Annotated in this window: 19 protein-coding genes; 5 read left to right on the top strand and 14 right to left on the bottom strand. The window is 70.9% G+C overall.

The annotated features are described in order from the left end of the window. Positions 1 to 636 precede the first annotated feature (636 nt). From D7W81_RS24575 to D7W81_RS24545, 7 genes are all read right to left on the bottom strand, one after another. A complete protein-coding gene (locus tag D7W81_RS24575; protein WP_120557822.1) occupies positions 637 to 2,175 on the bottom strand; it encodes a DUF1501 domain-containing protein in 1,539 nt (512 codons plus the stop codon). Between the two features lie 11 nt (positions 2,176 to 2,186). Then, entirely contained in the window at positions 2,187 to 2,846 is a 660-nt protein-coding gene (locus D7W81_RS24570) for a hypothetical protein (RefSeq protein WP_244227397.1), read from the bottom strand. Then, a complete protein-coding gene (locus D7W81_RS24565; protein ID WP_120557821.1) occupies positions 2,836 to 4,260 on the bottom strand; it encodes a hypothetical protein in 1,425 nt (474 codons plus the stop codon). The genes D7W81_RS24570 and D7W81_RS24565 overlap by 11 nt, the downstream gene beginning before the upstream one ends. A gap of 82 nt (positions 4,261 to 4,342) precedes the next feature. Then, entirely contained in the window at positions 4,343 to 5,401 is a 1,059-nt protein-coding gene (locus D7W81_RS24560) for a P-loop nucleotide/nucleoside kinase family protein (protein WP_120557820.1), read from the bottom strand. A 74-nt stretch (positions 5,402 to 5,475) separates the two neighbouring features. Next, positions 5,476 to 6,327, bottom strand: coding sequence for a glycoside hydrolase family 16 protein (locus D7W81_RS24555; protein ID WP_244227396.1), 852 nt, complete (start codon positions 6,325 to 6,327; stop codon positions 5,476 to 5,478). A gap of 33 nt (positions 6,328 to 6,360) precedes the next feature. Next, a complete protein-coding gene (locus D7W81_RS43045) occupies positions 6,361 to 7,107 on the bottom strand; it encodes a Type 1 glutamine amidotransferase-like domain-containing protein (RefSeq protein WP_158621680.1) in 747 nt (248 codons plus the stop codon). Between the two features lie 10 nt (positions 7,108 to 7,117). After that, positions 7,118 to 8,434 carry a family 16 glycosylhydrolase gene (locus tag D7W81_RS24545; protein WP_120557818.1) on the bottom strand — a complete coding sequence of 439 codons (1,317 nt, stop codon included), beginning with the start codon at positions 8,432 to 8,434 and terminating at the stop codon, positions 7,118 to 7,120. A gap of 90 nt (positions 8,435 to 8,524) precedes the next feature. On the opposite strand from D7W81_RS24545, the gene D7W81_RS24540 reads away from it, so the two are divergent. The 4 genes from D7W81_RS24540 to D7W81_RS24525 all read left to right on the top strand — a co-directional run bounded on the left by D7W81_RS24540 (position 8,525) and on the right by D7W81_RS24525 (position 16,212). Then, entirely contained in the window at positions 8,525 to 11,110 is a 2,586-nt protein-coding gene (locus tag D7W81_RS24540; RefSeq protein ID WP_120557817.1) for a LamG domain-containing protein, read from the top strand. An 83-nt stretch (positions 11,111 to 11,193) separates the two neighbouring features. Then, complete coding sequence (locus tag D7W81_RS24535) at positions 11,194 to 12,663, top strand: hypothetical protein (protein ID WP_120557816.1); 1,470 nt, start codon at positions 11,194 to 11,196, stop codon at positions 12,661 to 12,663. A gap of 53 nt (positions 12,664 to 12,716) precedes the next feature. Beyond that, positions 12,717 to 14,468, top strand: coding sequence for a hypothetical protein (locus D7W81_RS24530; RefSeq protein ID WP_147445602.1), 1,752 nt, complete (start codon positions 12,717 to 12,719; stop codon positions 14,466 to 14,468). A 4-nt stretch (positions 14,469 to 14,472) separates the two neighbouring features. Then, the gene (locus D7W81_RS24525; protein ID WP_120557814.1) at positions 14,473 to 16,212 is read left to right on the top strand and encodes an Hsp70 family protein; all 1,740 of its coding nucleotides are present in this window, start codon (positions 14,473 to 14,475) and stop codon (positions 16,210 to 16,212) included. Here the strand turns inward: D7W81_RS24525 and D7W81_RS24520 are convergent. The 5 genes from D7W81_RS24520 to D7W81_RS24505 form a co-directional block, all read right to left on the bottom strand. After that, a complete protein-coding gene (locus D7W81_RS24520) occupies positions 16,209 to 17,444 on the bottom strand; it encodes an acetyl-CoA C-acetyltransferase (RefSeq protein ID WP_120557813.1) in 1,236 nt (411 codons plus the stop codon). The two genes, D7W81_RS24525 and D7W81_RS24520, sit on opposite strands and share 4 nt — an antisense overlap. Before the next feature lie 139 nt (positions 17,445 to 17,583). Further along, positions 17,584 to 18,033, bottom strand: coding sequence for an OsmC family protein (locus tag D7W81_RS24515; protein ID WP_244227395.1), 450 nt, complete (start codon positions 18,031 to 18,033; stop codon positions 17,584 to 17,586). A gap of 76 nt (positions 18,034 to 18,109) precedes the next feature. Beyond that, positions 18,110 to 18,328, bottom strand: coding sequence for a hypothetical protein (locus D7W81_RS42070; protein WP_147445601.1), 219 nt, complete (start codon positions 18,326 to 18,328; stop codon positions 18,110 to 18,112). Further along, the gene (locus D7W81_RS24510; RefSeq protein WP_120557812.1) at positions 18,298 to 18,537 is read right to left on the bottom strand and encodes a hypothetical protein; all 240 of its coding nucleotides are present in this window, start codon (positions 18,535 to 18,537) and stop codon (positions 18,298 to 18,300) included. Before D7W81_RS24510 ends, D7W81_RS42070 begins: the two co-directional genes overlap by 31 nt. A gap of 30 nt (positions 18,538 to 18,567) precedes the next feature. Beyond that, the gene (locus tag D7W81_RS24505; RefSeq protein ID WP_120557811.1) at positions 18,568 to 19,287 is read right to left on the bottom strand and encodes a phospholipase D family protein; all 720 of its coding nucleotides are present in this window, start codon (positions 19,285 to 19,287) and stop codon (positions 18,568 to 18,570) included. Positions 19,288 to 19,396: 109 nt separating this feature from the next. Here D7W81_RS24505 and D7W81_RS24500 point away from each other — a divergent pair, with 109 nt between their 5' ends. Then, positions 19,397 to 20,746, top strand: coding sequence for an MFS transporter (locus tag D7W81_RS24500; protein ID WP_167508094.1), 1,350 nt, complete (start codon positions 19,397 to 19,399; stop codon positions 20,744 to 20,746). 5 nt (positions 20,747 to 20,751) lie between these two features. On the opposite strand, the gene D7W81_RS24495 is transcribed toward D7W81_RS24500, so the two are convergent. Both D7W81_RS24495 and D7W81_RS24490 read right to left on the bottom strand, forming a co-directional pair. Beyond that, entirely contained in the window at positions 20,752 to 22,305 is a 1,554-nt protein-coding gene (locus D7W81_RS24495) for an FHA domain-containing protein (RefSeq protein ID WP_120557810.1), read from the bottom strand. 2 nt (positions 22,306 to 22,307) lie between these two features. Beyond that, positions 22,308 to 23,839 (bottom strand): thiol reductase thioredoxin (locus D7W81_RS24490; RefSeq protein WP_120557809.1); only part of this gene is annotated, 1,532 nt, incomplete at its 5' end.

Below are 23,839 nucleotides of genomic sequence, written 5' to 3'. Positions count from 1 at the left end.
CACCATCCCCGCCTCCCTCCTCGCCCGATGCTTCACCCATCCAACCAGATGGGTCTGACATGGACGCGAAGGCCCACCGTTGACGTTGCCTACCAGGCCAGCGCGCTCCCGGGCGCCAGGCGTCGCGAACTGGTCCGACAGTCGGACCAGTTGGGCGACGTCGCCTCCGGCAGGCGCCTCCGCATGTGGCCACCTTGGCGGTCCGACAGTCGGACCAGCTGGACGACAGCGCTTCAGGCACGCGCCTTCGCCTGTGGCCACCTTGGCGGTCCGACAGTCGGACCAGCTGGACGACAGCGCTTCAGGCACGCGCCTTCGCCTGTGGCCACCTTGGCGGTCCGGCAGTCGGACCGGATGGGCGACGGCGCTTCCCGCAGGGTGCCTCTGCCTGTGGTTGTCTTGGTGGTCCGACAGTCGGACCAGTTGGGCGACGGCGCTCCAGGCAAGGGGGGCCTGCCGGGGACCCATCGTGGCCTCCGCTCAAGCCTCCGTCGCGGCCTGCCATTGCGCTTCGCGAGGTGCTCGTCCTCGCGGAGCACTTCGGGCCGCGAAATTCCTCAACGAACTTCTGGTGGCCCGTCTGGCTGGAGCCTCCGGCGAGCTTCCTCGGCCCGGAGGCTCTGGGCCGTGAAGACTTCAGGCTCGCTTGAAGGCGCTTGCGTCCGGTAGACCGCTGCCGCTCAGGTCCGCGCCCATGGCGGTGAGGACGCCGGAGTAGATGTCCGGCTCGTTGGATGTCACCTTGCCCGGTTGGGGCTCACCGGTGCGCGCGTCGAAGCCGTAGGTGAGGGTGGTGCTCGGATCCACGCCTCCCAGCACGGTGTTGCCCTTCACCATCGGGGACAGCAGTAGGAAGCCGTTGTTGAGGTCGTGGCCGGACCCGAATTCCGTGGCACCAGCAGGGCGCGGGCGTGTGCGGCCGAACTCCGTGGCTACGTAGATGAGCGTGCGATCCCACATGGACTCGCCCGAGCCCGCGTCGAATGGCTCCGCCTTGAGCAGCGTGATCAGCGAGTCCACCGTGGACAGGATGCGCGCCCACATGAAGGCCTGGCCGCCCCGGTGGTCGTTGTGGCTGATGTCGAAGGCGAGCGGCGGGTTGGCGATGCCGTTGGGCCCGCCCACCGCGACGTTGAAGTCCGGCCCGATTGTCACCGACACGGACACCCGGTACTTGAGCAACAGGAACGCGAGCGCCGCCTGGCCCTGCACGGGGTCGGTGAAGAAGCCGGGGAATGCCTCGCGCAGCCGCGCTCCGTCCGGTGAGTTCTCCAGCCCGTACTTCGACAACGGAATCGACGGCAGGTCCGGCAGGATGTTGAGCTTCGTGATCAGGTCCAGCGCCTCCAGCTTCGGCTGCTGTACGCCGCGCTGTTCGCTCCAGCGCTTCAGCGCGCCACTGTCCTGGAAGGTACGCCCGAAGATGGACTTCTGGTCCAACGCGTCCCGCGTGCTGCGCGCCAGCGCGATGACGTCCTTCGACGGTGCTCCGGCGATGCCTCGCGAACCGTCCAGGCCCAGGGGCCACAGGGACGGGCTGACCACGGGCTCCCCGAAGCAGGACAGGGGCAGGCTGTCGTCGGCGCCGCGCTCGGCATAGCCGCCGGTGCCCATGTTGACGTTGGGCAGCGGCATGCCGCCTCCCCACTGGAGCGCCACGGCCTCCTGGAGCGTGCGGCCCCTCCACGCGCCGTTGCCGGTGAGCGAGCGCTTCTGCGCGATGCCGTGGTTCACGGACGTGCCCACGGAGGTGGCCACCAGCATCTCGTTCGCGTGCTTCTTCACGAACGCCAGTTGGTCGGTGTTGACCGGGATGTTGATGCTGCCCAGCCGCGAGTTGCTGTACTTCACCGCGCGGAAGGGACTGCCCGCCACCGCCTGCACCTGCGCGTCCGGGAAGGTGTTGAGCCCTGCGGCGTTGGCGGACTCGGACTGGCGCACCGCGAGGAAGCTGTCCACGATGGACGCGCCCCCCGCCGCTCCAATGACGATGAGGAACTTCGGCTTCCCGTCGAGTGCGTCGCGCTTACGGCCCAGCTTCTCCAGGGACTCGGGCGTCTGGAGGGATTCACGGCAGCCGGAGAGGAAGGGGGAGAGGGTGGTGCCCGCGGCGCAGAGCGACAGTGCTCGTAGCATCTCCCGGCGCGACAGCCGTCCAGTGGTCTTGAGGGTCATGGAGGGGTTCCTCAGTAGAAGACGGCTTCAGCGGAAGAGAAGACGGCGAGACACGCGGCCTGCATCCACGCGACGCCCGGCGTGGCCGCGCCGGTGGCCTGTACGCCGGCGGACAGCCGCACCAGCGTGTCGCGCTCGTCCTGGGTCGGGTCCCGCAGCCACGCGCGGCGCACCAGCGACGTCATTGCGGCGGCCACGGCGGGGCTCGCGGCGTCGGCCAGCCTGCCGTCCGCGGTGAGGACCACGTCCTTGAACACCACCGCGGCGGCCGGCGTGTTCACGTCCAGCGCGATGCGCGCGTTGCAGGCGGAGAGCACGGTGCGCTCCACGGCGATGGGCGTGGTGGCGCCCGTGACGGTGGCGGTCTCGTAGACGCTGTGCTGGTAGGGGTCCACGCCGCCCAGCGCCACGCCGTGCACGTTCTGGCAGGAGTACTGGCCCAGTTCGTTGCACACAGAGGCCAGGGGCAGCTCCAGCGCCTGGGCCAGGTCGAGTGAGAGGCGCTCGGGGCCCTTGAAGCGCAGGTTGCCCTTCTGGGACTTCGCGACGCCGCCGTCCCAGCCGGGCGTCACGCCGGGGTTGGCGCCCGGTCCCAGGTCGACGGCGGTGGGGGCCTTGTCGGAGCAGCCCGTGAGGAGCAGACAGGTCAACAGCAGTCGTTCAGGGCGCACCGTAGGCCTCCGTGCGGATGAGGTCGTGAAGCATCTTCTGCACGCGGTATGCGTGCGTCGTGCGGAAGGCCTGCCAGGTGCGGACGAACTCCTCGTTCTCTTCAGGCAAGGGCGCGTGGCCGACGAGCAGCTTCCAGTAGTCCGTGACGGTGGAGATGGCGAAGGCGTCGCTGTTGGCGGCGACCCGGGCCCACTCCGTGAGGGTGTTCACCGGCTGGCCCAGGATGACGCCCTGTTCGGGCGTGTTCTTCAGCGTGGCGGCTTCGTTGGGGAACAGCAGCTCCAGGCGGTTGGGGATGTAGCGGTTGGGCAGCCCGCCCAGGCCGTTGTAGTTGCGGTACGGATACGACAGCGGATCCAACGTCGCGTGGCACGCGGCGCACTGGGGCGCCTGGACGCCCTTGGCGTCGTAGTCGCGCGGCTCGTTGGGGACGCTGTGCAGGCCCTCCTGCTTCGCGATGTCCAGGCCCAGGTACGCGCGGTACATCTGCGAGGCGGCGTTGCGCGGCAGCGCGGTGAACATGACGAACGACGTGAGGGTCCACGCGCTCGTCATGTTTCCGGCGCGGCGCGAGGACTCCACGAACTGGGAGGAGAGCATGTTGGTGGCCGTGTACGTGGTGGGGCTTGAGCCCGAGCGCTTCACGTAGAAGCCCGCGGTGAGGACGTCGCGCGCGTCGTGGTCGTCCGTCTGGGACCAGGTGAAGAGGGCGTAATCGTCGTAGTAGTCCGCCAGGGGAATCACGCCCGCGTCCTCGCCGGACTTGATGGAGCCAACGGGCCGGACTTTCGGATGGGCGACCTTCCAGAGCTGCCCGTGCTTGCCGCGCCAGAAGTCGGACTGGAGGCAGCGGTCCAGCTCCTGGTCGATGAAGGCGCGCTGCTTCTCCTCGCTGCCCAGCTCCAGGAAGGTGGCCACCTGGACGTAGGTGGGGGAGGTGCCGCAGAAGTCGCTGAGCATGCGGCGGTACACGAAGCGCGGGTCGTACTGACAGACCTTGAACTGGGGGTTCTCTCCGCCGCCGCAGACGCCGCTGGGCGGGACGCTGGTGGCGTCGCCGGGGAGCGAGCCCTGCTCGACCTCGAACTGGTTGGGGGCGCCGTCACCATCCGTGTCCACGGTGGAGATGGCGCGCAGCGCGGCGGGGAGGGCGGCGGCGAAGTCCGCGTCGGAGAGGGGGCGCGTCCTGCCGGGCGCGAGGTGCGGCTCCAGCGCGGCGCCATAGCCGTTCCGCTGGGGCGGGGCCACGTGGCAGTAGGTGCAGGCGGGCCGGGTCCCCTGGCACGCGGGCGCGGAAGGGTACTCGGCGCAGAAGGCACCAGGGCCGGTGGGCATGGCCACGGCCGGGGGCGCGAACCCGAGCAGCAGTCCGAGCAGCAGCCATCGGCTCGGGGAAGGGGGATGTGGGGGCACGCGGGCTCCGGGAACGGGGTGCTGTACGGACACCCCAACCCGGAAAATCAGAAAAGGTTTCGGAGATTCGCGAGCACCAGACTCACCACGGCCGCCGCTCGACCAGGCGGCGGGCCTGGAGCGAGGGGGCGAGGAACGACACGGGCGCACCCGCGACGTGTTCCATCTCTTCCAGGTGATGGCGGGCCGCGTCGGTGAGCTGGTCGAAGCGCCGTGCGTCCCAGTTGGTCGCGGCCAGGTCTCCGGCGAGCGCGACCGCCAGGTCCGTAGGGGCGTTGAGGGAGGCCGCCTCGCGCAGTCCCACCCAGTCGAACGTGCTGCCTTCGGAGCGGCACACCAGGATGATCCGCCGCACCCGGCCCGGGGCGGTGCCCGCCGCCACGAGACAGCTGCTCGCCGAGGGCCCGGCGCTTTCGATGAGCACGCGGTGTCCCCGGGCGAAGGCGTCTTCCAGTGCCTCTGGTGAGGGGCCCAGGCCTGACCCGTCCGGCCGGAGCAGTACGTCGTAGTGGGGCGCGAGCTGCGCGGTGAGGTGACGCGTGTCCACCTCACCCTGCGGTCCCGGGATGATCAGGTCCACGAGCCGTTCGCCAGGCCGTCCGTACCACCCAAGCCGGCTGGCCACCCGCACAAGGACGGCATCGGGTGGAGTCCTCGCCGTGTCCACCACGAGGTCCGCCTGCGAGGCCAGCCCATGGACGGCGCGCTCGGCGGGATGCGCCCAGGCCGCCTCGAAGCTGTCAGCCTCCGCGCAGCGCAAGGCCTGTTCCGGCTCGGGCGCCTCCAGGTGGATGTGCTCGACGCGGAGCCCCGGGTTTCCGCGCAGGCTGTCCAGCTGCGGCTTGCTGCTCACGGCATCCACGATGATCCGCGGGGTGGCCGGGTTCACGCGGCCGGACGCGTCCCGTCCGTGCCCATGCAGGACCTCGAGCACTCCCTCCGCCAACCAGCGCCCGGCCGTCTTCCGGTCCAGCGTGACGGTCAGCTCCTGGCACAAGCGCCGGGAGCCAACACCGCCGTGCTTCCGCAGGAAATCCTCCGAGTGGAGGTGCAGCGCGCCGAACCGCCGCGCGAGCCCCTGCGCGAGGGTCGTCTTCCCCGCGCCGATGGGCCCCGACACCACCACCACCGTGACCACCATGGATTGTTCCTCCCGAGGAGGAACACCCTAGGAACGCTGTCGCGGTGCGAACCATCCCCCGTTGGAGGGGGTTGTCAGCGCCTTTCGGAGACGCGCACCCAGTCCACTTCCATCGTCTGGGGTCCCTGGCGCAGCAGGTCCGCGGTGGCCTGCGGCACGCCGAAGTAGGGCTCCTTCGCCTTGTTCACGCCCTCCGGGTAGCCGCCGCCCACCGCGAAGTTGAGGATGATGAACAGGGGCTTGTCGTAGGCCCACGCGCCGTGGCGCTCCACCTCCTCGCGCGTGGAGGTCTTCACCCGCTCGCCGTCGATGTACCAGTGGATGGCCTCTGGCGACGTGTCCACGCGGTACTCGTGCCAGTCACTCACCGGCGTGCGCGGGAAGAAGCGGCCGTTGATGGGCGTGTTGCCGCTGTAGCCCGGCCCATGCAACGCGACGGACACCCAGTCGCCGTAGCCAACGTTCTCCATGATGTCGAGCTCCCCGCACGCGGGCCACCCCGTCGTGTGGATGTCATGGCCCAGCATCCAGAACGCCGGCCAGAGCCCCACGCCCACCGGCAGCTTGATGCGCGCCTCGACGCGGCCGTGCTTGAACTCCCGCTTGCCCGCGCTCTCCACCCGGCCCGACGTGAACGGATAGCCGTTGGCCGTCTGCATCCGCGCCGTCAGCTTCAACGTGCCACCGCTCACCGACACGTTGTCCGGTGACGCCGTGTACTGCTGCTGCTCGTTGTTCACGTGCACGTCGGTCTGGATCCGCCAGTTGCCCGGGTCCACCTGCGTGCCGTCGAACTCGTCGCTCCACACCTGGACCCAGCCGTCCTCCTGGTCCGCCGCCACGCCCTCCGCGCGCTTCGGCGCCCCCGCGCACGCCGTCAGCCCCGCGGCCAGTGCCCACACCGCCGCCGTCCTGCCCATGCTCATCGCCATCGTCGTTCCTCGCAAAGGGACTCCCGGCTACTGGAGCGTCCGCCGGTCCACCGGCGCTTCGGGGGGCTCGCCCCGGTACGGCGTGGCCGGAGGCATCAGCAGCGATTCGTGCAGCCGGCCTTCCACGTCCACCGTCACGTCCACCACCGTCTGCCGCACGGGCTCCACGCTGCCGTCCGCGTGCAGCAAGACGCCGCCGCCCCGCGGGATGCCCAGCCCTCGCGTGGGCAGCCCCATGCGCCGCACGGCGAGCTTGAGGCCCGGCCACTCGGGCGGCTCGTGCACGCTGATGAGGTAGGGCACAAGGCCCAGCGTCGGGAAGGGCTCACCCTCGGCGGGCAGGTCCTCACACCACGCGCCCAGGCCCAGGTGCATGGCCCCGGCGGACACGCCCATCAGCACGGCGCCGGCCTGGTGCCGCTCGCGCAGGATGGCGTCCACGCCGTGCGCCTGGAACGCGTCCCAGCCCACGCGCGGGTCTCCTCCCGCCAGGAGGATGACGTCCGCGTCCTTCAGCCACGCCAGGTCTTCACGGGACGGCGCGGCCGGGATGCTCCGGCAGCGGGTGAGGCCAATGCCTTCCAGGGCCGCGACGAAGATGTCGTAGAACTCCGGCACGTCGCCGTTGGACGCGCCCAGGTACGCGGCCTTCACGGGCGGCACGCGCAGCTCCGCGCCGGTGAGCACGCGCACGTAGTCCAGGAAGGGGCGCCCCTCCACGCGCCAGAACAGCGGAGCGCTGTCAGCCAGCAGGAGGAGGGGCGGAAGCGTCATGCTGGAAAGCCTACCGCCACTGGTAGGCGCGCACCCAGTCCACTTCCATGGTCTGCGGCGAGTTGCGCACCAGGTCCACCGTGGACTGCGGCACGCCGTAGTACGGCGTCGAGGCGCCATTCACGCCGAACGGATAGCCGCCGCCCACCGCGAGGTTGAGGATGATGAACATCGGCTTGTCGTAGGCCCAGGCGCCGTAGCGCTGCACCTCGGTGCGCGTGGTGGTCTTCACCAGCGCCCCGTCGATGTACCACTTGATGTCCGAGGACGAGTACTCCGTGCGGTACACGTGCCAGTTGCTCACGCTGGACGACGGATAGAAGCGGCCGTTGATGGGCGTGTTGCCGGAGTAGCCCGGACCGTGCAGCGCCCCGGACACCCAGTCGCCGTAACCGACGTTCTCCATGATGTCGAGCTCGCCGCACGCGGGCCAGCCCACGGTGTTGATGTCATTGCCCAGCATCCAGAACGCCGGCCACAGGCCCGCGCCCACCGGCATCTTGATGCGCGCCTCGATGCGGCCGTGGCTGAACTCCTTCTTGCCCGCGCTCTCCAGCCGGCCGGAGGTGAACGGGTAGCCGTTGTTCCACTGCAGGCGCGCGGTGAGCTTCAGCGTGCCGTTGCTCACGGAGATGTTCTCGCTGGAGTTCGTGTACTGCTGCTGCTCGTTGTTCACGTGCACGCCCGTGTTGGGCGCCCAGTGGGCCGTGTTGACGCTGTTGCCGTCGAACTCGTCGCTCCAGACCTGCACCCAGCGGTCCTCGCCGCCGCCCACGACGCCGAAGGAGAAGGACTCCCAGCAGCCGGCCGCGGCGCGGTTGGCGTACAGCGGCGCGCTGGCGCCCTGGTTCGCGTCCGCGGACACGAACTGGCCCGTGCTCTTCGCCCGGAGCGCCACGGTGCCGTCGGGGAAGGGCACCCAGGTGAAGCGCTCCCAGTCGCCCACCGCCGTGCGGAAGCCCGTCACCTGGCCGCCCGCGTTGGGGTCCGCGGACACGTACAGGCCCGTCTCCAGCACGCGCAGCGAGATGAAGTCATTGCCCGCGTCGCCCACCTGGAACTGCTCCCACCCCTGCGAGCTGTCGCGGTTGGCCACCAGCGGCGCGTTGGCGCCCAGGTTCCGGTCCGCCGACACGAACTTCTGCGTCGCGCACGCCTTCAGCCACACCGTCTGGCCCAGCGGCGCTGAAGTGGCGGACTGCTCGCGCTCCGCCACCACCGGCGTCGTCAGCGTCGCGTCCGGAGCCGGGGCGGAACCTCCACCACAGGCCGTCAGCCCCAGCACCGCCGCCAGCGTCCACAGCGTCTTCCCGGCTCTCGTCGCCATCGTGTCCTCGAAGGTGTGTCCGGCCCCGACAGGGAGCGGGAACCCGGCCCGTTTAGACCAGCCCAGGCAAAATGGCTTAACCTTATTTCCATGAAAAAGTTACTTAGTGGGGCCCTGGGGTTCCTGGCCGGAACGGCGCTCGCGGGCGTGCCCGGGGTGGCGCTCGCGGAGGGCCGGCCGTCGCTGGTGAACACGCGCATCGGGACGCCCTTCGGGGCGAACGGGCACTCGTCGACGGTGGACGGGCGCATCTTCGTGGGCAACATCCGCGAGGACGCGGCGACGACCACCACCACGTGGATTGCCCGGGTGTTCCGTCCGGAGGCGGTGACGTACGACGCCTCCGGCAAGCCGTCGTTCGCGGCGGCCTTCTCCGCGGGGAAGACGGTGACCGTGCGCAACGGGGAGAACGCGCTGGCGTTCTGCTTCACGAACCCCGCCCAGCCCTACGCGCTGTCGAGCGGCGTCGCGGTGTACCAACCGTTCCTCTTCGACTCGATGATGTTCAACGGGGACAACGTCTTCCGGCGGCGCACCACGGACCTCCGGGTGTCCCAGCCGTTCACGACGGCGGCGGACATCGCGTCCTTCACCACCGGCCCGCTGGAGACGCTGCGCACCGTCACCGGCGCCACGATTCGCGGCATCGAGCCCACGATGACGTCCGACGGCCGGCTGCTCATCTGGCAGGGCGCTCCCGCGAACACGGGCGGCATCGACCACATGATGTACGCGTACAACCCCACGCCGTGCGCGGCCACGGGCTGGAGCAACCCGCGTCCGCTGTCGATGATGTTCAACGACCCGGACCCCGGCGTGAAGCGCTACCCGCTGGCGTGGAAGCGGCTGAAGGCCGCGACGGGTGAGGACTTCGGGGACACGGCGTCCGGCCCCATGGTGCGCGGCGCCTACGCGTGGGTGGACCACGAGGGCCGCAACCTCCTCTACATCGCCGTCACGTACACGGACGGCGCGCGGCGTGAAGCGGTGAGCCTGGTGGGCGCGGACACGAACTGGACCGCGTACCACATCGACGGCGCCATCAACACGGACCGCATGGACCTGGCGCACCTCTTCTATTCCGGGCCCATGTGGAACTTCGAGCAGGAGCGCCTGCCGTCGCAGAGCTTCCCGCCCGGGCAGAGCAACGCGGCGCACTACCTGCCCGTCACCAAGACGCACGACGTGCTGGCCCTCTTCGGCAGCAACACGGCCGACTACAACGAGGTGGACCTGGGCGAGCTGATGGACCCCTTCCACCTGCTCTTCCTGCCCATGAACGAGCTCGTCACCCGCGCGGGCGCGTATGACCTGACGCGCACGCCGGACCTGTCCGGCCGCTTCTTCACCGGCACGCTGGTGGGGGGCGCCTCCATCTCACCGGGCAACGCGCTGACGCGCGCCTCGCCGGATTCGCTGTGGCAGCCGCACGGCAAGGGCAAGGCGCTGGTGCTGCCCGGCGGCGGCGCGCTCGCGGTGAACCTGGTGGACCCTTCCGGCACGGTGCCCGGCGTGGGCGCGGCCGTGCGGGCCCTGTCGGTGGAGTTCGCGGTGCGGCCGGACGCGGACATCCAGCAGGGCTGCACCACCGGCAATCCCTACCGCTACCTCCTGCAGAAGGCGGGCGGGCTGGACATCATCCATGAGGCCAGCAATCAGGTGCAGTTCTCCCTGGTCGTCAACGGCCAGCGGGTGCGGCTGGGCGGCGGCCCGGTGCTGCCCGTGGGGCAGTGGAGCCACCTGGCCTATACGTGGGACGGCACCACCGGCGTCTTCAACGAATACCTCAACGGCGTGCCCACGAACCGCGCGCTGCCCGTGGCGCCGGGAACGGCCCGGCTGGGCACGGGGACGCTCTACATCGGCGCGGGCTCGAACCTGGACGCGCAGCGCTGCCCGGTGAACGGCGAGGGTTCGTTCCGGGGCGCCATCGACGAGGTGCGCATCTTCACGCACGCGCGCTCCAACCGCAGCATCTGCATGACCGCGCACGGCGCCAACTGCCGCGAGGAGGCCATCCAGCACACGCCCTCCGCGGGCCAGTTCGCGATGAGCGCCCAGGCGCCCGCGTGCAATGGCACGCAGGCGCTCAACTCGGCCGCGTGCCTGTCCGCGATGCACCGGGTGTGCGCGCAGCGGGGCGCGGGTGACGCGCTCGCGAACACCACCAACACCTGGGACACGATTCAGCAGCTCGTCAGCAACCGTCCGCCCATCTCGCTGGCGGGCGTGCCGGTGGCGTCCACGGCCACGGACCTCACGGTGGCCTGCGCGCCCATCCAGCACGAAAGCGTGGCCGTGACGTTCGAGGAACTGGCGCGCATCCACGCCGGCTGCACCGACGAGCGGGGCGTGACGAGCACCCACTGCACCGCCGCCGCGCACCGCTTCTGCAACCGCCAGGGCTGGACGACGGGGCAGGTGTTCGAGGTGACGTCCCGGCCGTGGGTGGGCTGCTTCAACTCCGGACTCCAGACGGACGTGGAGAGGTCCGCGCTGGGGCCGGTGTCCAACCTGGGGGACTACACCGCCCCGGCTTCGCGCCTGGAGGTGAGCCAGTGGTGCCGCAAGAAGGGCTACGGGGCCGGCGTCGTGCAGGAGCTTCCCAGCGCCACCAAGGCCCACGTGCACTGCTTCCAGCCGGCGGTGACGGCGGCGTGGAAGTACCTGCCGTAAAGGCGTTCCGCGGCGGCCCGTGTCCGCGGCCGGCCCTCCGGCCATAGGGGTAGGGACCCGCACGCGCTATCGTGCGGGCCCTCATGGACTTCGACGAAGCACTCCGCGAATTGGGCATGGACGCGGACCCCGGGGGAGACGCGGTCCGCCGCGCGTACCTGCGTCAGCTCAAGACGCGCAAGCCGGAGACGGATCCGGAGGGCTTCGCCCGCCTGCGCGAAGCGTATGAGACCGTGCTGGCCCTCCGCGAGGGGCGTGCGGCGCCTCGCACCCGCGCGGAGCCGCTCGCATCCCCGGCACAGGCCGCCACCCCCGAGGGAGACGCGGCGCCCGGTTCCCAGGATGCGCTGGAGCGCTTCCGCGCGGAGTTCCGGGCGTTGCCCTCGGAGGCTCCTCCGGACGTGCCCGTGGAGGTGGCCCGCCGGGCGGTGGAGGCCCTGCCGGACGTGGCGGAACCCTGGCAGTGGCTGACCGGCGCCCTGGTCGCCGCGAACAAACTCCCGGAGGCCGTCGCGGCCTATCGCGCCGCGTACCAGCGCGGCCACTTCGCCTTCCTGGCGGAGCTGGCGCAGCGCTTTCCCCGGGAACTGGTGGTCGCGGAGGTCGACCTCCTGGGGCGCCAGGCCTCGCATGACTTCCTCTGGAAGCTGGCGGAGCGGCTGCTCGACTCCGACTCCCCGGTGCTTGCCGCGCGGTGCCTGGGGTACGCGTTCCTGCGCATGGGGCAGAAGCCTTCGGAGCCGCCGCCTCCGTCTGCCTGGTTCGCGCAGGTGGTGCTCCTGCTGCACTCGCATTCCCAGCCGGAGCTCGCGGTGGCGATCACCGGCCGCTACGCGGGGTGGCTCCAGGCGGAGGGCATTCCGGAGGCCTTCAAGGACGCGGAGTCCGCGCCGCTCTGGCGGAGGGCGGAGCAGTTGAACGCGCTCCCCGAGGACTTCAGCCCCAACCTGCGCATCGTCCTCGCCCACGCGGCCGTGGGGGGAGACCTGTCCGCCGCGCGCGAGGCCCTGCTGGCGCTGCTGGAGCACGAGCCGGAGGAGACCCGCGAGGCGGTCGCTGTCCTCCGCGCACAGGCTCCGGACCTGGACGCCCTGCTGGGCCTGTCCACGCAGCCCCTGCCGGAGCCGGACCGGATGGCCTCCGCGTGGCGGTCCATCCAGAAGGCACTGGGCACGCCCCAAGGGCGGGGCTCGATGTCGGCCGTGTTCATCCTGCTGTTCTTCCTGCTCAAGAGCCTGCTCGGCGGCAGCGCCTCCTCCTCCGGCACCGTGGAGCGCCCGGTCGCGAAGGAGGCCCGGCGGGTGGCTGCGGTGCTCTGCTCGCGGCTTCCGGAAGCCGGCGACCCGCTCTGTGGAAGGCTGCAACAGCTGGTGGTGTGGGGCGCGGACCACCGGTGCACCCGGGTCCAGCGTGAATGGGCGGACGTGGAGCGCGAGCTCGACGCGCGGGCCGCCACCCTGGATGCGAACGACCCCATGAAGCAGGTGGCGCTGGAGCGCATGACGAGCGCCCGCGAGGAGTTCGGACGCTCGCTCCAGTTCCTCTGCCAGTGACCCGGGAGCCCTGAGGCGATGCTCGCGGGCTTTGGGCTATCGTTGCCGCCCGCATGGATCTTCAGGAAGCGCTCCAGGAATTGGGCATGGACGCGGACCCCGGGGGCGACGTCCTCCGCCGCGCGTACCTGCGTAAGTTGAAGACGCGCAAGCCGGAGACGGACCCGGAGGGCTTCGCCCGCCTGCGCGAGGCGTATGAGACAGTGCTCGCGCGCCGCGAGGGACGCGAGGGGCCACGCACCCAGGCGGCGCCGCTGGAGGCCGTCGCGGACACGGCGCCCTCGGACGCGCGCTTCCTGGATCCGCTGGAGCGCTTCCGCGCGGAGGGCAAGGCGATCCCGCTGGATGCGCCTCCAGAGGCGCTCGTGGAGGTGGCGCGCCGCGCGGTGGAGGCCCTGCCGGACGCGGAGGAGCCCCGGCAATGGCTGGTGGATGCACTGCTCGTGGCGGGCCGCGTCCCGGAGCTCCTGGCCGCGTGCCGCGACGCGTACCGGCAGGGCCACATCCGGTTCCTCCTGTGGCTGGCGGAGTATTTCCCGCGCTCGCTGGAGGACGGGGAGATCGCGCTGCTGGGGCGCACGGCGCCGCCCCGCTTCCTGTGGCTGGTGACGAACCGGTTGATCGAGCTCAACGACGTGGTGCTCGCGTGGAAGGTGGGGCAGGTCGCCTTCGAACAGCTGGAGAAGGACCCCGAGTACCTTCTGCCTCCCGGCTGGTTCGTGGGGTTCATCACGCGGTTGCACCTGGACGTCCAGCCCGGCATGGCGCGGGAACTGGCGCGGCGCTACGTCGCCTGGTTGGAGCGCGAGGGCAAGCAGGGCGCCTTGAAGGACGTGGCCTGGGTCTGGCCGCTGGTGGTGGAGTTGGGGGAACTGCCGGATTCCTTCAGCGGCACGCTGCGCGGGGCCCTCGCGCAGGTCGTGCTCGACGGGCATGTGGACAACGTGCGGTCCGCGTTCCGGTCGCTGGCGGACGTCCGGCCCCGGGAGGCCGCTGACGCGGTCCACCTGCTGCGCCAGCATGCCCTGCTCCTGTATCAGGTGCTGGGTTTCCCCGCGCCGCCCGAGGTGAAGCCGGAACAGGGGGACTCCCACCGTGCGCAGGCGCTCGTGCTCGCGGCACGGAGTGAACCGGCCGCCCCACGGGACACCAGCCCCGCGACCGGAGCCGCGGAAGCGCGGCGCGAAGCAGGGCCCGCGCACGGCAATGCGCAGGGCTCCGCGAACGAAGAGGCACGGTCCGACAAGGGGCCCGGAGACAAGACGCAACCCGAGGACACCTTTGACGGAGACTGGGGCGGAGTCGTCCGGCTGGGGCCGGACCTCACCAGTACCTGGCGCTATTCCTGGTCGGTCGAGGAGAGCGGCGTTCCGTCCGCCGCCGCCTCGCAGGCCTCGGGGCAGGCCGTGAAGGCGGGCGCGCCGGGGAGTGTCATGAGGCTGGCGCTGAGCGCGCTGGGCATCGGCGTGCTGCTGTTCGCGGCCCTGAGCATTGGATCCTGCCTCTCCCGGCCGGGGGCGGCGCGGGTGGAGGCCGCCCGGCGGCAGGCGGAGGTGCTCTGCACGTGGTTCCGCGACCTGGATCGCGAAAAGGACTGCAACCCCCTCCAGTCGCTGGTGGCGCTGGGAGGCGCGGGCCAATGCACGGCGCTGTCCGCCGAGCGCACCAGGCTGAGGAGGCGGCTGGCGGCGCGACTCGCCGCCTACGGCGCGAGCGGCGACCCGGCGCCGCGGGACCTCCGTCCCCGGCTGGATAAGGACTTCATGGCCTTCGATCAGGCGCTGGCGAACCTATGTCAGGAGTGAGCCGATGAGCAGTGGTCCGGGCCACAAACCCATCCTGGGCATCGACCTGGGGACGACGTACTCGCTGGTGGCGGTGCTGCGCGACGGCCGTCCCACCGTGCTGCCCAACGCGCTGGGGGAAATCCTGACGCCCAGCGCGGTGAGCCTCAACGCCGCGGGCGAGGTGCTGGTGGGCGCGGCGGCGAAGGCCCAGGCGGTGCTGGACCCGGCCTCCGGCGCGGTGGCCTTCAAGCGCGACATGGGCACGGACCGCCAGCGCATCATCGGCGGCCGGAGCTTCTCGCCGCAGGAGCTGTCCGCGCTGGTGTTGGGCTCGCTGAAGCGGGACGCGGAGGCCGCGCTGGGCGTGGCCATCGAGGAGGCGGTGGTGACGGTGCCCGCCTACTTCGGGGACCTCCAGCGGCAGGCCACCCGGGACGCGGGCGCCATCGCCGGCCTGAAGGTCGAGCGCATCATCAACGAGCCCACCGCCGCGGCGCTGGCCTACGGCCTCCACGAGCGCGACCGGGAAGTGCGCGTGGCGGTGCTGGACCTGGGCGGCGGCACCTTCGACGTGACGGTGCTGGAGATCATCGAGGGCGTCATCGAAATCCAGTCCTCCTCCGGAGACGCGCGGCTGGGTGGCGAGGACTTCGACACCGCGCTGGCGCGCCACGTGGCGTACCAGTTCCGGGAGAAGCAGGGCGTGGACCTGGAGGAGCACGCCGCCGCGTGGTCCCGGCTGCGCGAGGCCTGTGAAGCCGCCAAGCGCCGGCTGTCCGCCTCCGAGCGCACGCGGCTGGTGCTGCCGGAGCTGCCGCTGGAGACCGGCCGCCGGCTGACGCTGGACCTGGAGCTCACCCGCGACGACGCGGAGCGCGCGTGGGCCCCCGTGCTGGAGCGCGTGCGAGGCCCCATCCGTCAGGCGTTGAAGGACGCGTCGCTCCAGGCAAGGGACGTGGACGAGGTGCTGCTGGTGGGGGGCTCCACGCGCATGCCTTGCGTGGCGTCCATGAGCGCGGAGCTGTTCGGCCGCCTGCCGCTGCGCAAGCTGCCCCCGGACGAGGCCGTGGCGCTGGGCGCCGCCGTGCAGGGCGCGATGAAGGGCGGGGACCGCGCGGTGGTGGACCTGGTCGTCACCGACGTGGCCCCCTTCACGCTGGGCGTCGCCACCCTGGCGCAGGCGGGCCGTCAGTACGTCACCGGCGTCTTCAGCCCCATCCTGGAGCGCGGCACCGTCATCCCCACCAGCCGCGTGGAGCGCTACTCCACCAGCAGCGACTTCCAGCGGGAGATCCGGCTGGAGATCTACCAGGGCGAACACGCGCGCTGTGAGGACAACGTCAAGCTGGGCGAGTACCGCGTCCAGGGGCTGCCCCTCGCGCCCGCGAGCGAGCAGTCCGTGGACGTGCGCTTCACCTACGACCTCAACGGCATCCTGGAGGTGGAGGTGACGGTGGTGGCCACCGGACGCAAGGAGTCCTTCGTCATCGAACAGCGCCCCGGCCGCCTCACGCCCGCGCAGATTGAAGAGGCGCGCCAGCGGATGGCCGCGCTCAAGCTGCACCCGCGCGACGCCCTGCCCAACACCACCGCGCTCGCGCGGGCGGATGCGCTGTTCGTCCAGCTCACCGGCATCCCGCGCGAGGAGCTCGCGTCCGCCATCGCCGCGTTCCGGCTGGCGCTGGAGGCCCAGGAGCCCGGGCCCATCGCGGACGTGCGCGAGCGCCTCACCGCGATGGTGCGCGCCTACAGGGAGCGTTAGAGGCGCTCGATGAGGGTGGCGATGCCCTGGCCGCCACCGATGCACATGGTGATGAGCGCCGTTCCCTTGCCCGTGCGCTCCAGTTCGTCCAGGGCGGTGCCCAGCAGCATCGCGCCGGTGGCGCCCAGCGGGTGGCCCAGCGCGATGGCGCCGCCGTTGACGTTCACCCGCTCCGGGTCGATGCCCAGCTCTCGCGTCGTCTGGAGGACCACGGCGGCGAAGGCCTCGTTGATCTCCCACAGGTCGATGTCGCGCGCCTTCATGCCGGCCATGCGCAGGGCCTTCTCGCTCACGGGCGCGGGGGCGGTGAGCATGAGGAGCGGCTCGGTGCCCAGCGTCGCCATGGCGCGGATGCGGGCGCGGGGCTTGAGTCCCCGCTCCTTCACGTAGCGCTCCGACGCCAGCGCCACCACGGCGGCCCCGTCCACGATGCCGCTGGAGTTGCCCGCGGTGTGCACGTGCTGGATGTGCTTCGCCTGGGGGTAGGCGGCCAGCGCGATGCCGTCCAGCGTCTCGCCGTTCGGGCCCACGGCCGTCCCGCCCATGGCGACGAACGCGGGCTTGAGCGCGGCCAGCCCCTGCGCGGTGGTGTCCGGGCGAGGGTACTCGTCGCGCTCCAGCAGCACGGCACCGGTGGCCGGGTCCTTCACCGCGAAGAGGGACTTCGCGAAGCGGTGCTCCTCGATGGCGCGGGCCGCCTGCCGCTGCGAGCGCAGGGCCCAGGCGTCCACGTCCTCGCGGGTGATGCCCTCCAGCGTCGCGATGAGGTCCGCGCTGATGCCCTGGGGCACCTGGTAGACGCGCTCGCGCAGCCGCACGTTGCCCCCGTCCTGGCCGCCGCCATCCGCGCCCAGCGACAGGTGCGACATGCTCTCCACGCCGCCCGTCACCACGAAGTCCATGGCGCCGGAGGCCACGCCCATCGCGCCGAAGTTCACCGCCTGGAGCCCGGAGCCGCAGAAGCGGTTGAGCGACACGGCGGACACGTCCTGCGGCCAGCCCGCCGCCAGCACCGCGTTGCGAGCGATGTTCGCGCCCTGCTCGTTCACCTGCGACACGCACCCCGCGATGACGTCACCCACCTCGCGAGCATCCCAACCGCCGCGCTGCTGGAGCGCCCGGAGCGTCTGCGCGAGCAGCTCCTGAGGGTGCAGCCCCGTCAGGGCTCCCTTGCCCATCTTCCCGCGCCCACGCGGGGTCCGGACGGCGTCGATGATGTAGCTGGCGGTCATGTGCGGCTCCTTTGATTCCAATCGTAATATTACCAGCGTAATTTCGAAGTCAAGGCGACCTGGGGTGGGAACGCGCGACGGGCCCGGCGCCTGTGCCGGCACCGGGCCCGTCATGGAGATGGAGCGTTGGGGCGCGGACCTATGCGGCGGGCAGCATGGACAGGTGGATGGGGGTGGCGTGGGCCAGGTTGTCGCTGACGGGGCAGCGCGTCTCCACCTCGCGCAGCAGATGGGCGAGCTGTTCCTGGGTGACGTCGCCCTTCACGTGAATGGTGGCGGTGAGGGACTGGTAGCCGGCGCGGACCTCGCGGTGGGTGCCGGCGAACTTCGCGGGGTCCAGGGAGCCCTTCACGGTGATTTCGGTGCCGGTGACGGGGATGCCCAGCTCACGGGCAACGAAGAAGGTCATGTAGTTCAGGCAGCCCGCGTGGGCCGCGAGGATGAAGTCGAGCGGGCTGGGCGCGCCGTTCTGGCCTCCCAGCTCGACGGGTTCATCCATGAAGATCTTGAACGCCTGCGCCTCCGTGGTGCTGCGGGCCATGCTCTCCCCCACGGTGCGGACCTGTCCGGTGTACAGCGGCTGTGCCATGTCGTTCGTCTCCTGCAAGGGATACGGAGGCAGGGCGCCGGACGGGTCATCCGTGGGTTCGCGGGCCGCGCGTGGGTTACGCGGCGACATCCTCCGAGGTGTCGGGCGTCTCCGGCTCGTTGGACGTCTCCCGGTAGTAGCGGACGGCCCGCTTGCCCACGCGCTGGACCTCCACCCAGTTCCAGGTCGCCCCGATTCCCGCGCCGACCAGGGGGACGGTCTTGGTGATGATGGCCCGCTGCGTGAGCTTCAAGCCCAGGTACTTCAAGGCGAAGCGCTGAAGGGCCTTGAGCACGCCAGGGCCAGGGGCGCGGCTGCGATGGGATTGGCGACGAGGCCGCTGCCACCGCCCGCCGCGGCGAGCAGCACCTTGGCCTGCCGGATGAGTCGCTCCGCGAGTTCCTCCGGTGTCGCCTGGGGAAAGGCGGTCCGGAGCTCCTCCGCCTTCTTGCGGCAGGCTTCCGGGTCGGGAACGAGGCTTGCCAACAATGATTCCAGGTTCATGGCATCACTCCTGCGCGGCGTGGGGTGGGGTTACGAGCCGCTCTTCCGGTAGCAGTCGCGGCACAGAGGCCTGGCCATGGTGGCGGGATGGTCCTCGCCGCAGCCGTGGCAGTAATTGTCTTCGTAATCCACGTTCTCCCACTGGGCCCACTCCGCGAAGTCCTCGCGGCAATAGGGCCGGCTGGGATTCAACGGGACGGAGTCACCGCAGCGCAGACAATAGCCCCCGTCCTGCTGCTTCCGGGGCGCCCGGGTGCGTGCCTTACGCTCGACAGGCGCGGGCTTTGATGGCTGCGCGGAAGGAGACGTGGGCTGGGCGTGCGGCGCGATCTCCTTCGCGATGAAGGCCTGGGCCTGCTTGAGCGCTTCGGGGTCCGTGGACCAGAGCCCCACCTCGATGGAGTTGAGGAACGAGGAGGCCAGCAGGTTGAGCGACGTGATGATGACCGTCGACTCCGAAAGGTAGAGCTTGGCGTGGAGCCCCGGGACGGCGAACAGCTTCAGGCCCGCTTCCACATGCGGCTTCATCGCGGCCAGCCAGTCCTCCTTCGGAGTCGTATGGTCATCCTGCCGGTAGACGAGGCTGACCTTGACCTTCCGGGCCAGGGCTTCGCGGATGGAGCGGCCCACCCGGTCATCCGCTCCCAGGGTCACATACGGACTGATGAGGGTGACCCGCTCCCTGGCCTCTCTCAGCAGGTTGAGCAGGCGGCTGACGGTGTCTTCAGTGTTGATGAGTTTGAAGTCCATGGGTCCAAGGCAGACGGCGTGACGGGGAACTCTATACAAAGGGCCTCACGTCCCGCCTGCCCCCCCGGGCGCGCACGGCCTACCACTCTGGGGGGAGTCGGCGGATACCTTGACCCCTCCACAGCGGCTGGTCCTGGGTGTCGCCGTGCTCGCCTCGCTCGTCACGTTCCTGGACGGGGCAATCATCAACGTCGCGCTGCCCGCGATGGTGCGGGACCTGGGCGGCGGGCTCACCCTGCAGCAGTGGGTGGTGGATGCCTATCTCATCACGCTGGGCTCGCTGATGCTGATCGCGGGCTCGCTGTCGGATGTGTTTGGACGCAAGCGCATCCTGCGGCTGGGCCTGCTGGGCTTCGGGGCCACGTCGCTCCTGTGCGCGCTGGCGCCAACGGGCGCGGTGCTCATCCTCGCGCGAGGGCTCCAGGGGGCCACGGGCGCGCTCCTGGTCCCGGGCTCGCTGGCGCTCATCATGTCCTTCTTCTCCGGCCCCGAGCAGGCGAAAGCCATTGGCACGTGGACCGGTTGGACGGGAGGCGCGTTCATCGCGGGACCGCTGGTGGGCGGGCTGCTGGTGGACACGGTGGGGTGGCGCTGGATCTTCGGCATCAACGTGCTGCCCATCGCATTGACGCTGGCGCTGCTCGCGCGCATGGAGGACCCCGTCCGCCCGGAAGGCGCGCGCATCGACATGCTGGGGGCCGTGCTGGCGTGTGTGGGATTGGGCGGCCCGGTCTACGCGCTGATTGAGCAGGAGCGGGTGGGCTGGACGCATCCCACGGTGCTGGTGTCCCTGGGCGTGGGCGTGCCAGCGTTCATCGGGTTCCTCTGGCAGGAGCGGCGCTCGCCGCACCCGATGATGCCGCTGGGGCTCTTCCGGGAACGGAACTTCTGGGCGGGCAACCTGGCCACGACGTCCATCTACGGGGCGCTGGCGCTGAGCGAGTTCGTCATCATCCTGTTCCTCCAGCAGGTGGCGGGCTTTCGCGCGACGGCGGCGGGGCTGGCGCTGATGCCGACGACGGTCATCATGTTGCTGCTGTCGTCCACGTTCGGTGGGCTCGCCGGCCGGTTCGGGTCCCGCCTGTTCATGGCGGTGGGGCCGTGCATCGCGGGCGTGGGGTTCCTGCTGATGTTGCGTGCCGGCACGCCGCTGGAGTTCTGGACGCAGATGCTGCCGGGCGTGCTGGTGTTCGGGCTGGGGCTGACGACGACGGTGGCGCCGTTGACGGCGGCGGTGCTCGGGTCCGTCCGCAAGGAGCAGGCGGGCATCGGCTCGGCCATCAACAACGCCATCGCCCGGGTCGCGGGGCTCATCGCCATCGCGTTCACGGGGCTCATCGTGGGCCCGCGACTGGACGTCGCGGGCTTCCACCGGGTGATGCGCGTCTCCGCCGTCCTGCTCGTGCTGGGCGGAGCCATCTCCGCGCTGGGCATCCGCGATCCGCCGCGGAAGCCCTGAGCGCGTCAGTCTTCGCTTGGCGCCATGGAGAAGTACACGGCTTCGGTCCCCAGGTTGAAGGTGTCCCCGTCCGCGATCTTCTGGCGCTTGATGCGCTGGTGGTTGATCCAGGTCCCGTTGGACGAGCCCAGGTCCTCGATGAAGTAGTCGTTGCCCTCGCGCACGACGGCGGCGTGCTCGCGGGAGACCCTGCCGGACTTCACGACGAGGCTGCACTGCGGGCCACGCCCCAGCGTGAAGCGCTCCACGTCCACACGCGTGGCGGGACCGTCCGGGCTCAGGCGCACGAACAGGTCCTTGCGCACGGAGGCCCTGGCCGCGGGCTTGCGGCCCTTGTGGGAGTCCTCTGGGAGCGCTTCGTCCTCGGGAGTGGACGGCCGGAGCACCCGGCCCTGCTTCCGGAGGGTGGAGGCCTTCGCCGCGGGAGCGGCCACGAAGGGCAGGTCCTGCTCCTCGGCCTGGTCTGAGCCCGAGTCCTGTGCGTCGGCTTCATCGGAGCCGGAGGAGGGCGCCTCGTCCTGTGCGTCGGATGCATCCGCGTCATCGGAGGTGCCGGACGGCTCGTCCGCTTCGTCGGGGCCGGTGGCCTCCTCGCCTGTCCTGGCCTCCTCGGGACCCGAATCGTCGGCCTCGTTGGAGCCCGGGAGTTCTTCGGACCCGATGGCCGCTTCGATGTCTGCCGCGGAGCCGTCGTCTTCCTCCTCGGCGGCCTTGGAGTCCTCTTCGTCCGCGGAGGCGGCTGCCTCGTCGTCCGATTCCGCGGCGTCGCCTTCTTCGGCCTCCTCGTCGTCCGATGCCTTGGCGGCGGCTTCGTCGTCGTCGGATTCCGCGGCGTCGCCTTCGTCGTCCGATGCCTTGGCCGCGGATACGTCTTCGTCGGCCTCCTCGTCATCGGACGCTGCGCCCGCGTCGCGCGCTTCGTCGTCGGAAGCTTCTTCGTCGTCCGAGGCCTCATCGGCCGCGTCGTCGTCGGAAGCTTCTTCATCGTCCGAGGCCTCATCGGCTGCTTCGTCGCCGGAAGCTTCTTCGTCGTCCGAGGCGTCGTCGTCGTCGGGAGCCTCTTCATCGTCCGAGGCTTCGTCATCATCCGAGGCCTCATCGGCGTCGGACGCTTCCTCCTCGTCCGATGCCTCGTCCTCATCGGCCGCCACCGGCACGTCGCGGGGCTGCACGACCGCATCCACGGCCGCGAGGACCTCCTGCATGCGGGCCCTCGCGTGAGCAGCCTCCTCCGCGGGCGGCGGGGCCTTCGCGGGTTCGGCCACGGGCGGCGTCACCGGCGCGGCGGGGGCAGGGACCTCCACCGGGCGCGCACCGGGCGCGGCGGCGACAGGGACCTCCACCGGGCGCGCAACGGGCGCGGCGGTCCGCACGGGCTCTCCCGTGACCGCCGTGCCGAGCGCCACGGGCGTCGGAGACACGTACCCGTTCTGTTTCGCGAGCAGGAACAGCGCCTGGGCCACCAGGGCATTCCGGTCCACGCCCAGGTCGTGGCTCATCTGCTCCAGCGCCCGCCACAGGGGCTCCGCGACCTCGATGGTTTCACGAATCCGCTTCATGACTAGCTGCCCCTCAGATTGCTCTGCCACGGAGAGACGTGATCCGGGTCGTTGAGCCAATAGAACATCGCTTGCGTCTCCGCGTATTGCCGCTCCGCGATGGACACCAGGTTCGGGTGCAGGTCGCCCAGCGCCACGCCCTCGAACAGGAATCCCTGGCCGGGCTTCGTCGTGCCGGCATCCCCCCGGAACTTGCGGTCCCGGCTCTGCCACAGCCGCTGGGAGGCCTGGCCCGCCGCCTGTCCATAGTCCGCCGGTGGCGCGATGCGCGTGGGCATCCGGAACGTCGTCTCGCCGCATGACCACAACAGCCACGACAGCGCGCTCCAGTCCCCCCGCAGCATCAGCGCCAGGTCCGCCAGCCCCAGCTCCAGGTCGAGCGTCTCGTCGACCTCCACCTGGTCGTCCTCGTCCTCGTCCATCTCGTACTGCTTCAGCTCCACCGGCCCCTCACGCAGCAGGCCCGACAGGTCCGGCGGCAGCCAGGACACCGCGGCGCCGGGCTTGAACCGCTGGAGCAGCACGCCGCGCATCGCCTGGAGCCGCGTGGCGTACTTGCGCACCAGTTGCTGGATCGCCTCCAGGGACTGCGCGGGCTTCTCCGGCAGGCCGTCGTAGGCGCAGCGCGGAGGCTCCTGGCCCGCCCAGAAGTCGAACCGGGGGAACAACGCCCGCGCGTACGTGTCCAGGAACCCCGCCGTGTCCGGCTCCACCGCCGCGAGCCCCTCCGCGTCCTTGCGCACCTGCTCCGCGACCCCCAGGTTCAGCAGGATGAGGCCGCGCGTGAAGAGGTACGCCTTGCGCTCCGGCGCGAGCAGCATCGCCGCGTGCAGGAAGTCCAGCGCCGCGCGCGGCCGGTCCGTCTGGTCCAGCAGCACGGCGTAGGCCCGCAGCAGCGTGGCCGCCTCTCCGCCGCGCATGAGCGCGTCCGCCATGGGGGCCCACGCCTGGCCCGCTTCCTCCACCACTTCGTCCGCGACCTTCGTCGCCGAGTCCTCGGTGCGCGGCAGCGTCAGCTCCTCCAGGCCTGCCTTCAACGGCTGGACGTCCAGCGACGTGGCACACGCGCGCGCCGTGGCCAGCAGGGCCTCCCGGTAGCGCCGGTCCGCGCGGGCTTCCTTCGCCAGCTCGCGCCAGCCCTCCGCGCTCCGGGGCAGGTTGGAGAACACCGGCGAGCGCGCCAGGGTCTGCTCATCCATCGCCCGGCCCAGGTCGCGCCTGAGCACCACCGCCCGCTGCGCGTCCATCAGGGACCACTCGCCACACGCGAAGTCGCCTTCCGCCCGGCCCTCCTCGAAGTGGACGCGGAAGTCCGCGTACGCGTTCTGCGCGCGCGACCAGTAGCGCCCGTGGCGCCGCCCGTTCTCGTACTCGGCCTCCCAGAGGAGCTGGCCCTGCAGGTCCCAGAAGCGGGTGAGCCCGTGGCGCTCGGCGTCCGCGTTGAGCGTCACCCGGGCCCACTGCTTCAGGTCCTCGCGCAGCTCCGCGTCCTCGGGCAGGTGGGCGGGGCGGGTGGGGTAGGGCTCGCCGGTGG

The sequence above is a fragment of the Corallococcus aberystwythensis genome (genome assembly GCF_003612165.1).
Classification (GTDB): Bacteria; Myxococcota; Myxococcia; order Myxococcales; family Myxococcaceae; genus Corallococcus; species Corallococcus aberystwythensis.
The sequence above is the reverse complement of the archived record's forward strand: the minus strand, read 5'-3'. Positions and strand labels throughout refer to the sequence as shown.

What these genes read in the sequence shown, in the direction of transcription:
- D7W81_RS24575 (WP_120557822.1), bottom strand. Translation starts at nt 2,175, where the DNA reads ATGACCCTCAAGACCACTGGACGGCTGTCGCGCCGGGAGATGCTACGA.
- D7W81_RS24560 (WP_120557820.1), bottom strand. Translation starts at nt 5,401, where the DNA reads ATGGTGGTCACGGTGGTGGTGGTGTCGGGGCCCATCGGCGCGGGGAAG.
- D7W81_RS24555 (WP_244227396.1), bottom strand. Translation starts at nt 6,327, where the DNA reads ATGAGCATGGGCAGGACGGCGGCGGTGTGGGCACTGGCCGCGGGGCTG.
- D7W81_RS43045 (WP_158621680.1), bottom strand. Translation starts at nt 7,107, where the DNA reads ATGACGCTTCCGCCCCTCCTCCTGCTGGCTGACAGCGCTCCGCTGTTC.
- D7W81_RS24545 (WP_120557818.1), bottom strand. Translation starts at nt 8,434, where the DNA reads ATGGCGACGAGAGCCGGGAAGACGCTGTGGACGCTGGCGGCGGTGCTG.
- D7W81_RS24540 (WP_120557817.1), top strand. Translation starts at nt 8,525, where the DNA reads ATGAAAAAGTTACTTAGTGGGGCCCTGGGGTTCCTGGCCGGAACGGCG.
- D7W81_RS24535 (WP_120557816.1), top strand. Translation starts at nt 11,194, where the DNA reads ATGGACTTCGACGAAGCACTCCGCGAATTGGGCATGGACGCGGACCCC.
- D7W81_RS24530 (WP_147445602.1), top strand. Translation starts at nt 12,717, where the DNA reads ATGGATCTTCAGGAAGCGCTCCAGGAATTGGGCATGGACGCGGACCCC.
- D7W81_RS24525 (WP_120557814.1), top strand. Translation starts at nt 14,473, where the DNA reads ATGAGCAGTGGTCCGGGCCACAAACCCATCCTGGGCATCGACCTGGGG.
- D7W81_RS24520 (WP_120557813.1), bottom strand. Translation starts at nt 17,444, where the DNA reads ATGACCGCCAGCTACATCATCGACGCCGTCCGGACCCCGCGTGGGCGC.
- D7W81_RS24515 (WP_244227395.1), bottom strand. Translation starts at nt 18,033, where the DNA reads ATGGCACAGCCGCTGTACACCGGACAGGTCCGCACCGTGGGGGAGAGC.
- D7W81_RS24510 (WP_120557812.1), bottom strand. Translation starts at nt 18,537, where the DNA reads ATGAACCTGGAATCATTGTTGGCAAGCCTCGTTCCCGACCCGGAAGCC.
- D7W81_RS24505 (WP_120557811.1), bottom strand. Translation starts at nt 19,287, where the DNA reads ATGGACTTCAAACTCATCAACACTGAAGACACCGTCAGCCGCCTGCTC.
- D7W81_RS24495 (WP_120557810.1), bottom strand. Translation starts at nt 22,305, where the DNA reads ATGAAGCGGATTCGTGAAACCATCGAGGTCGCGGAGCCCCTGTGGCGG.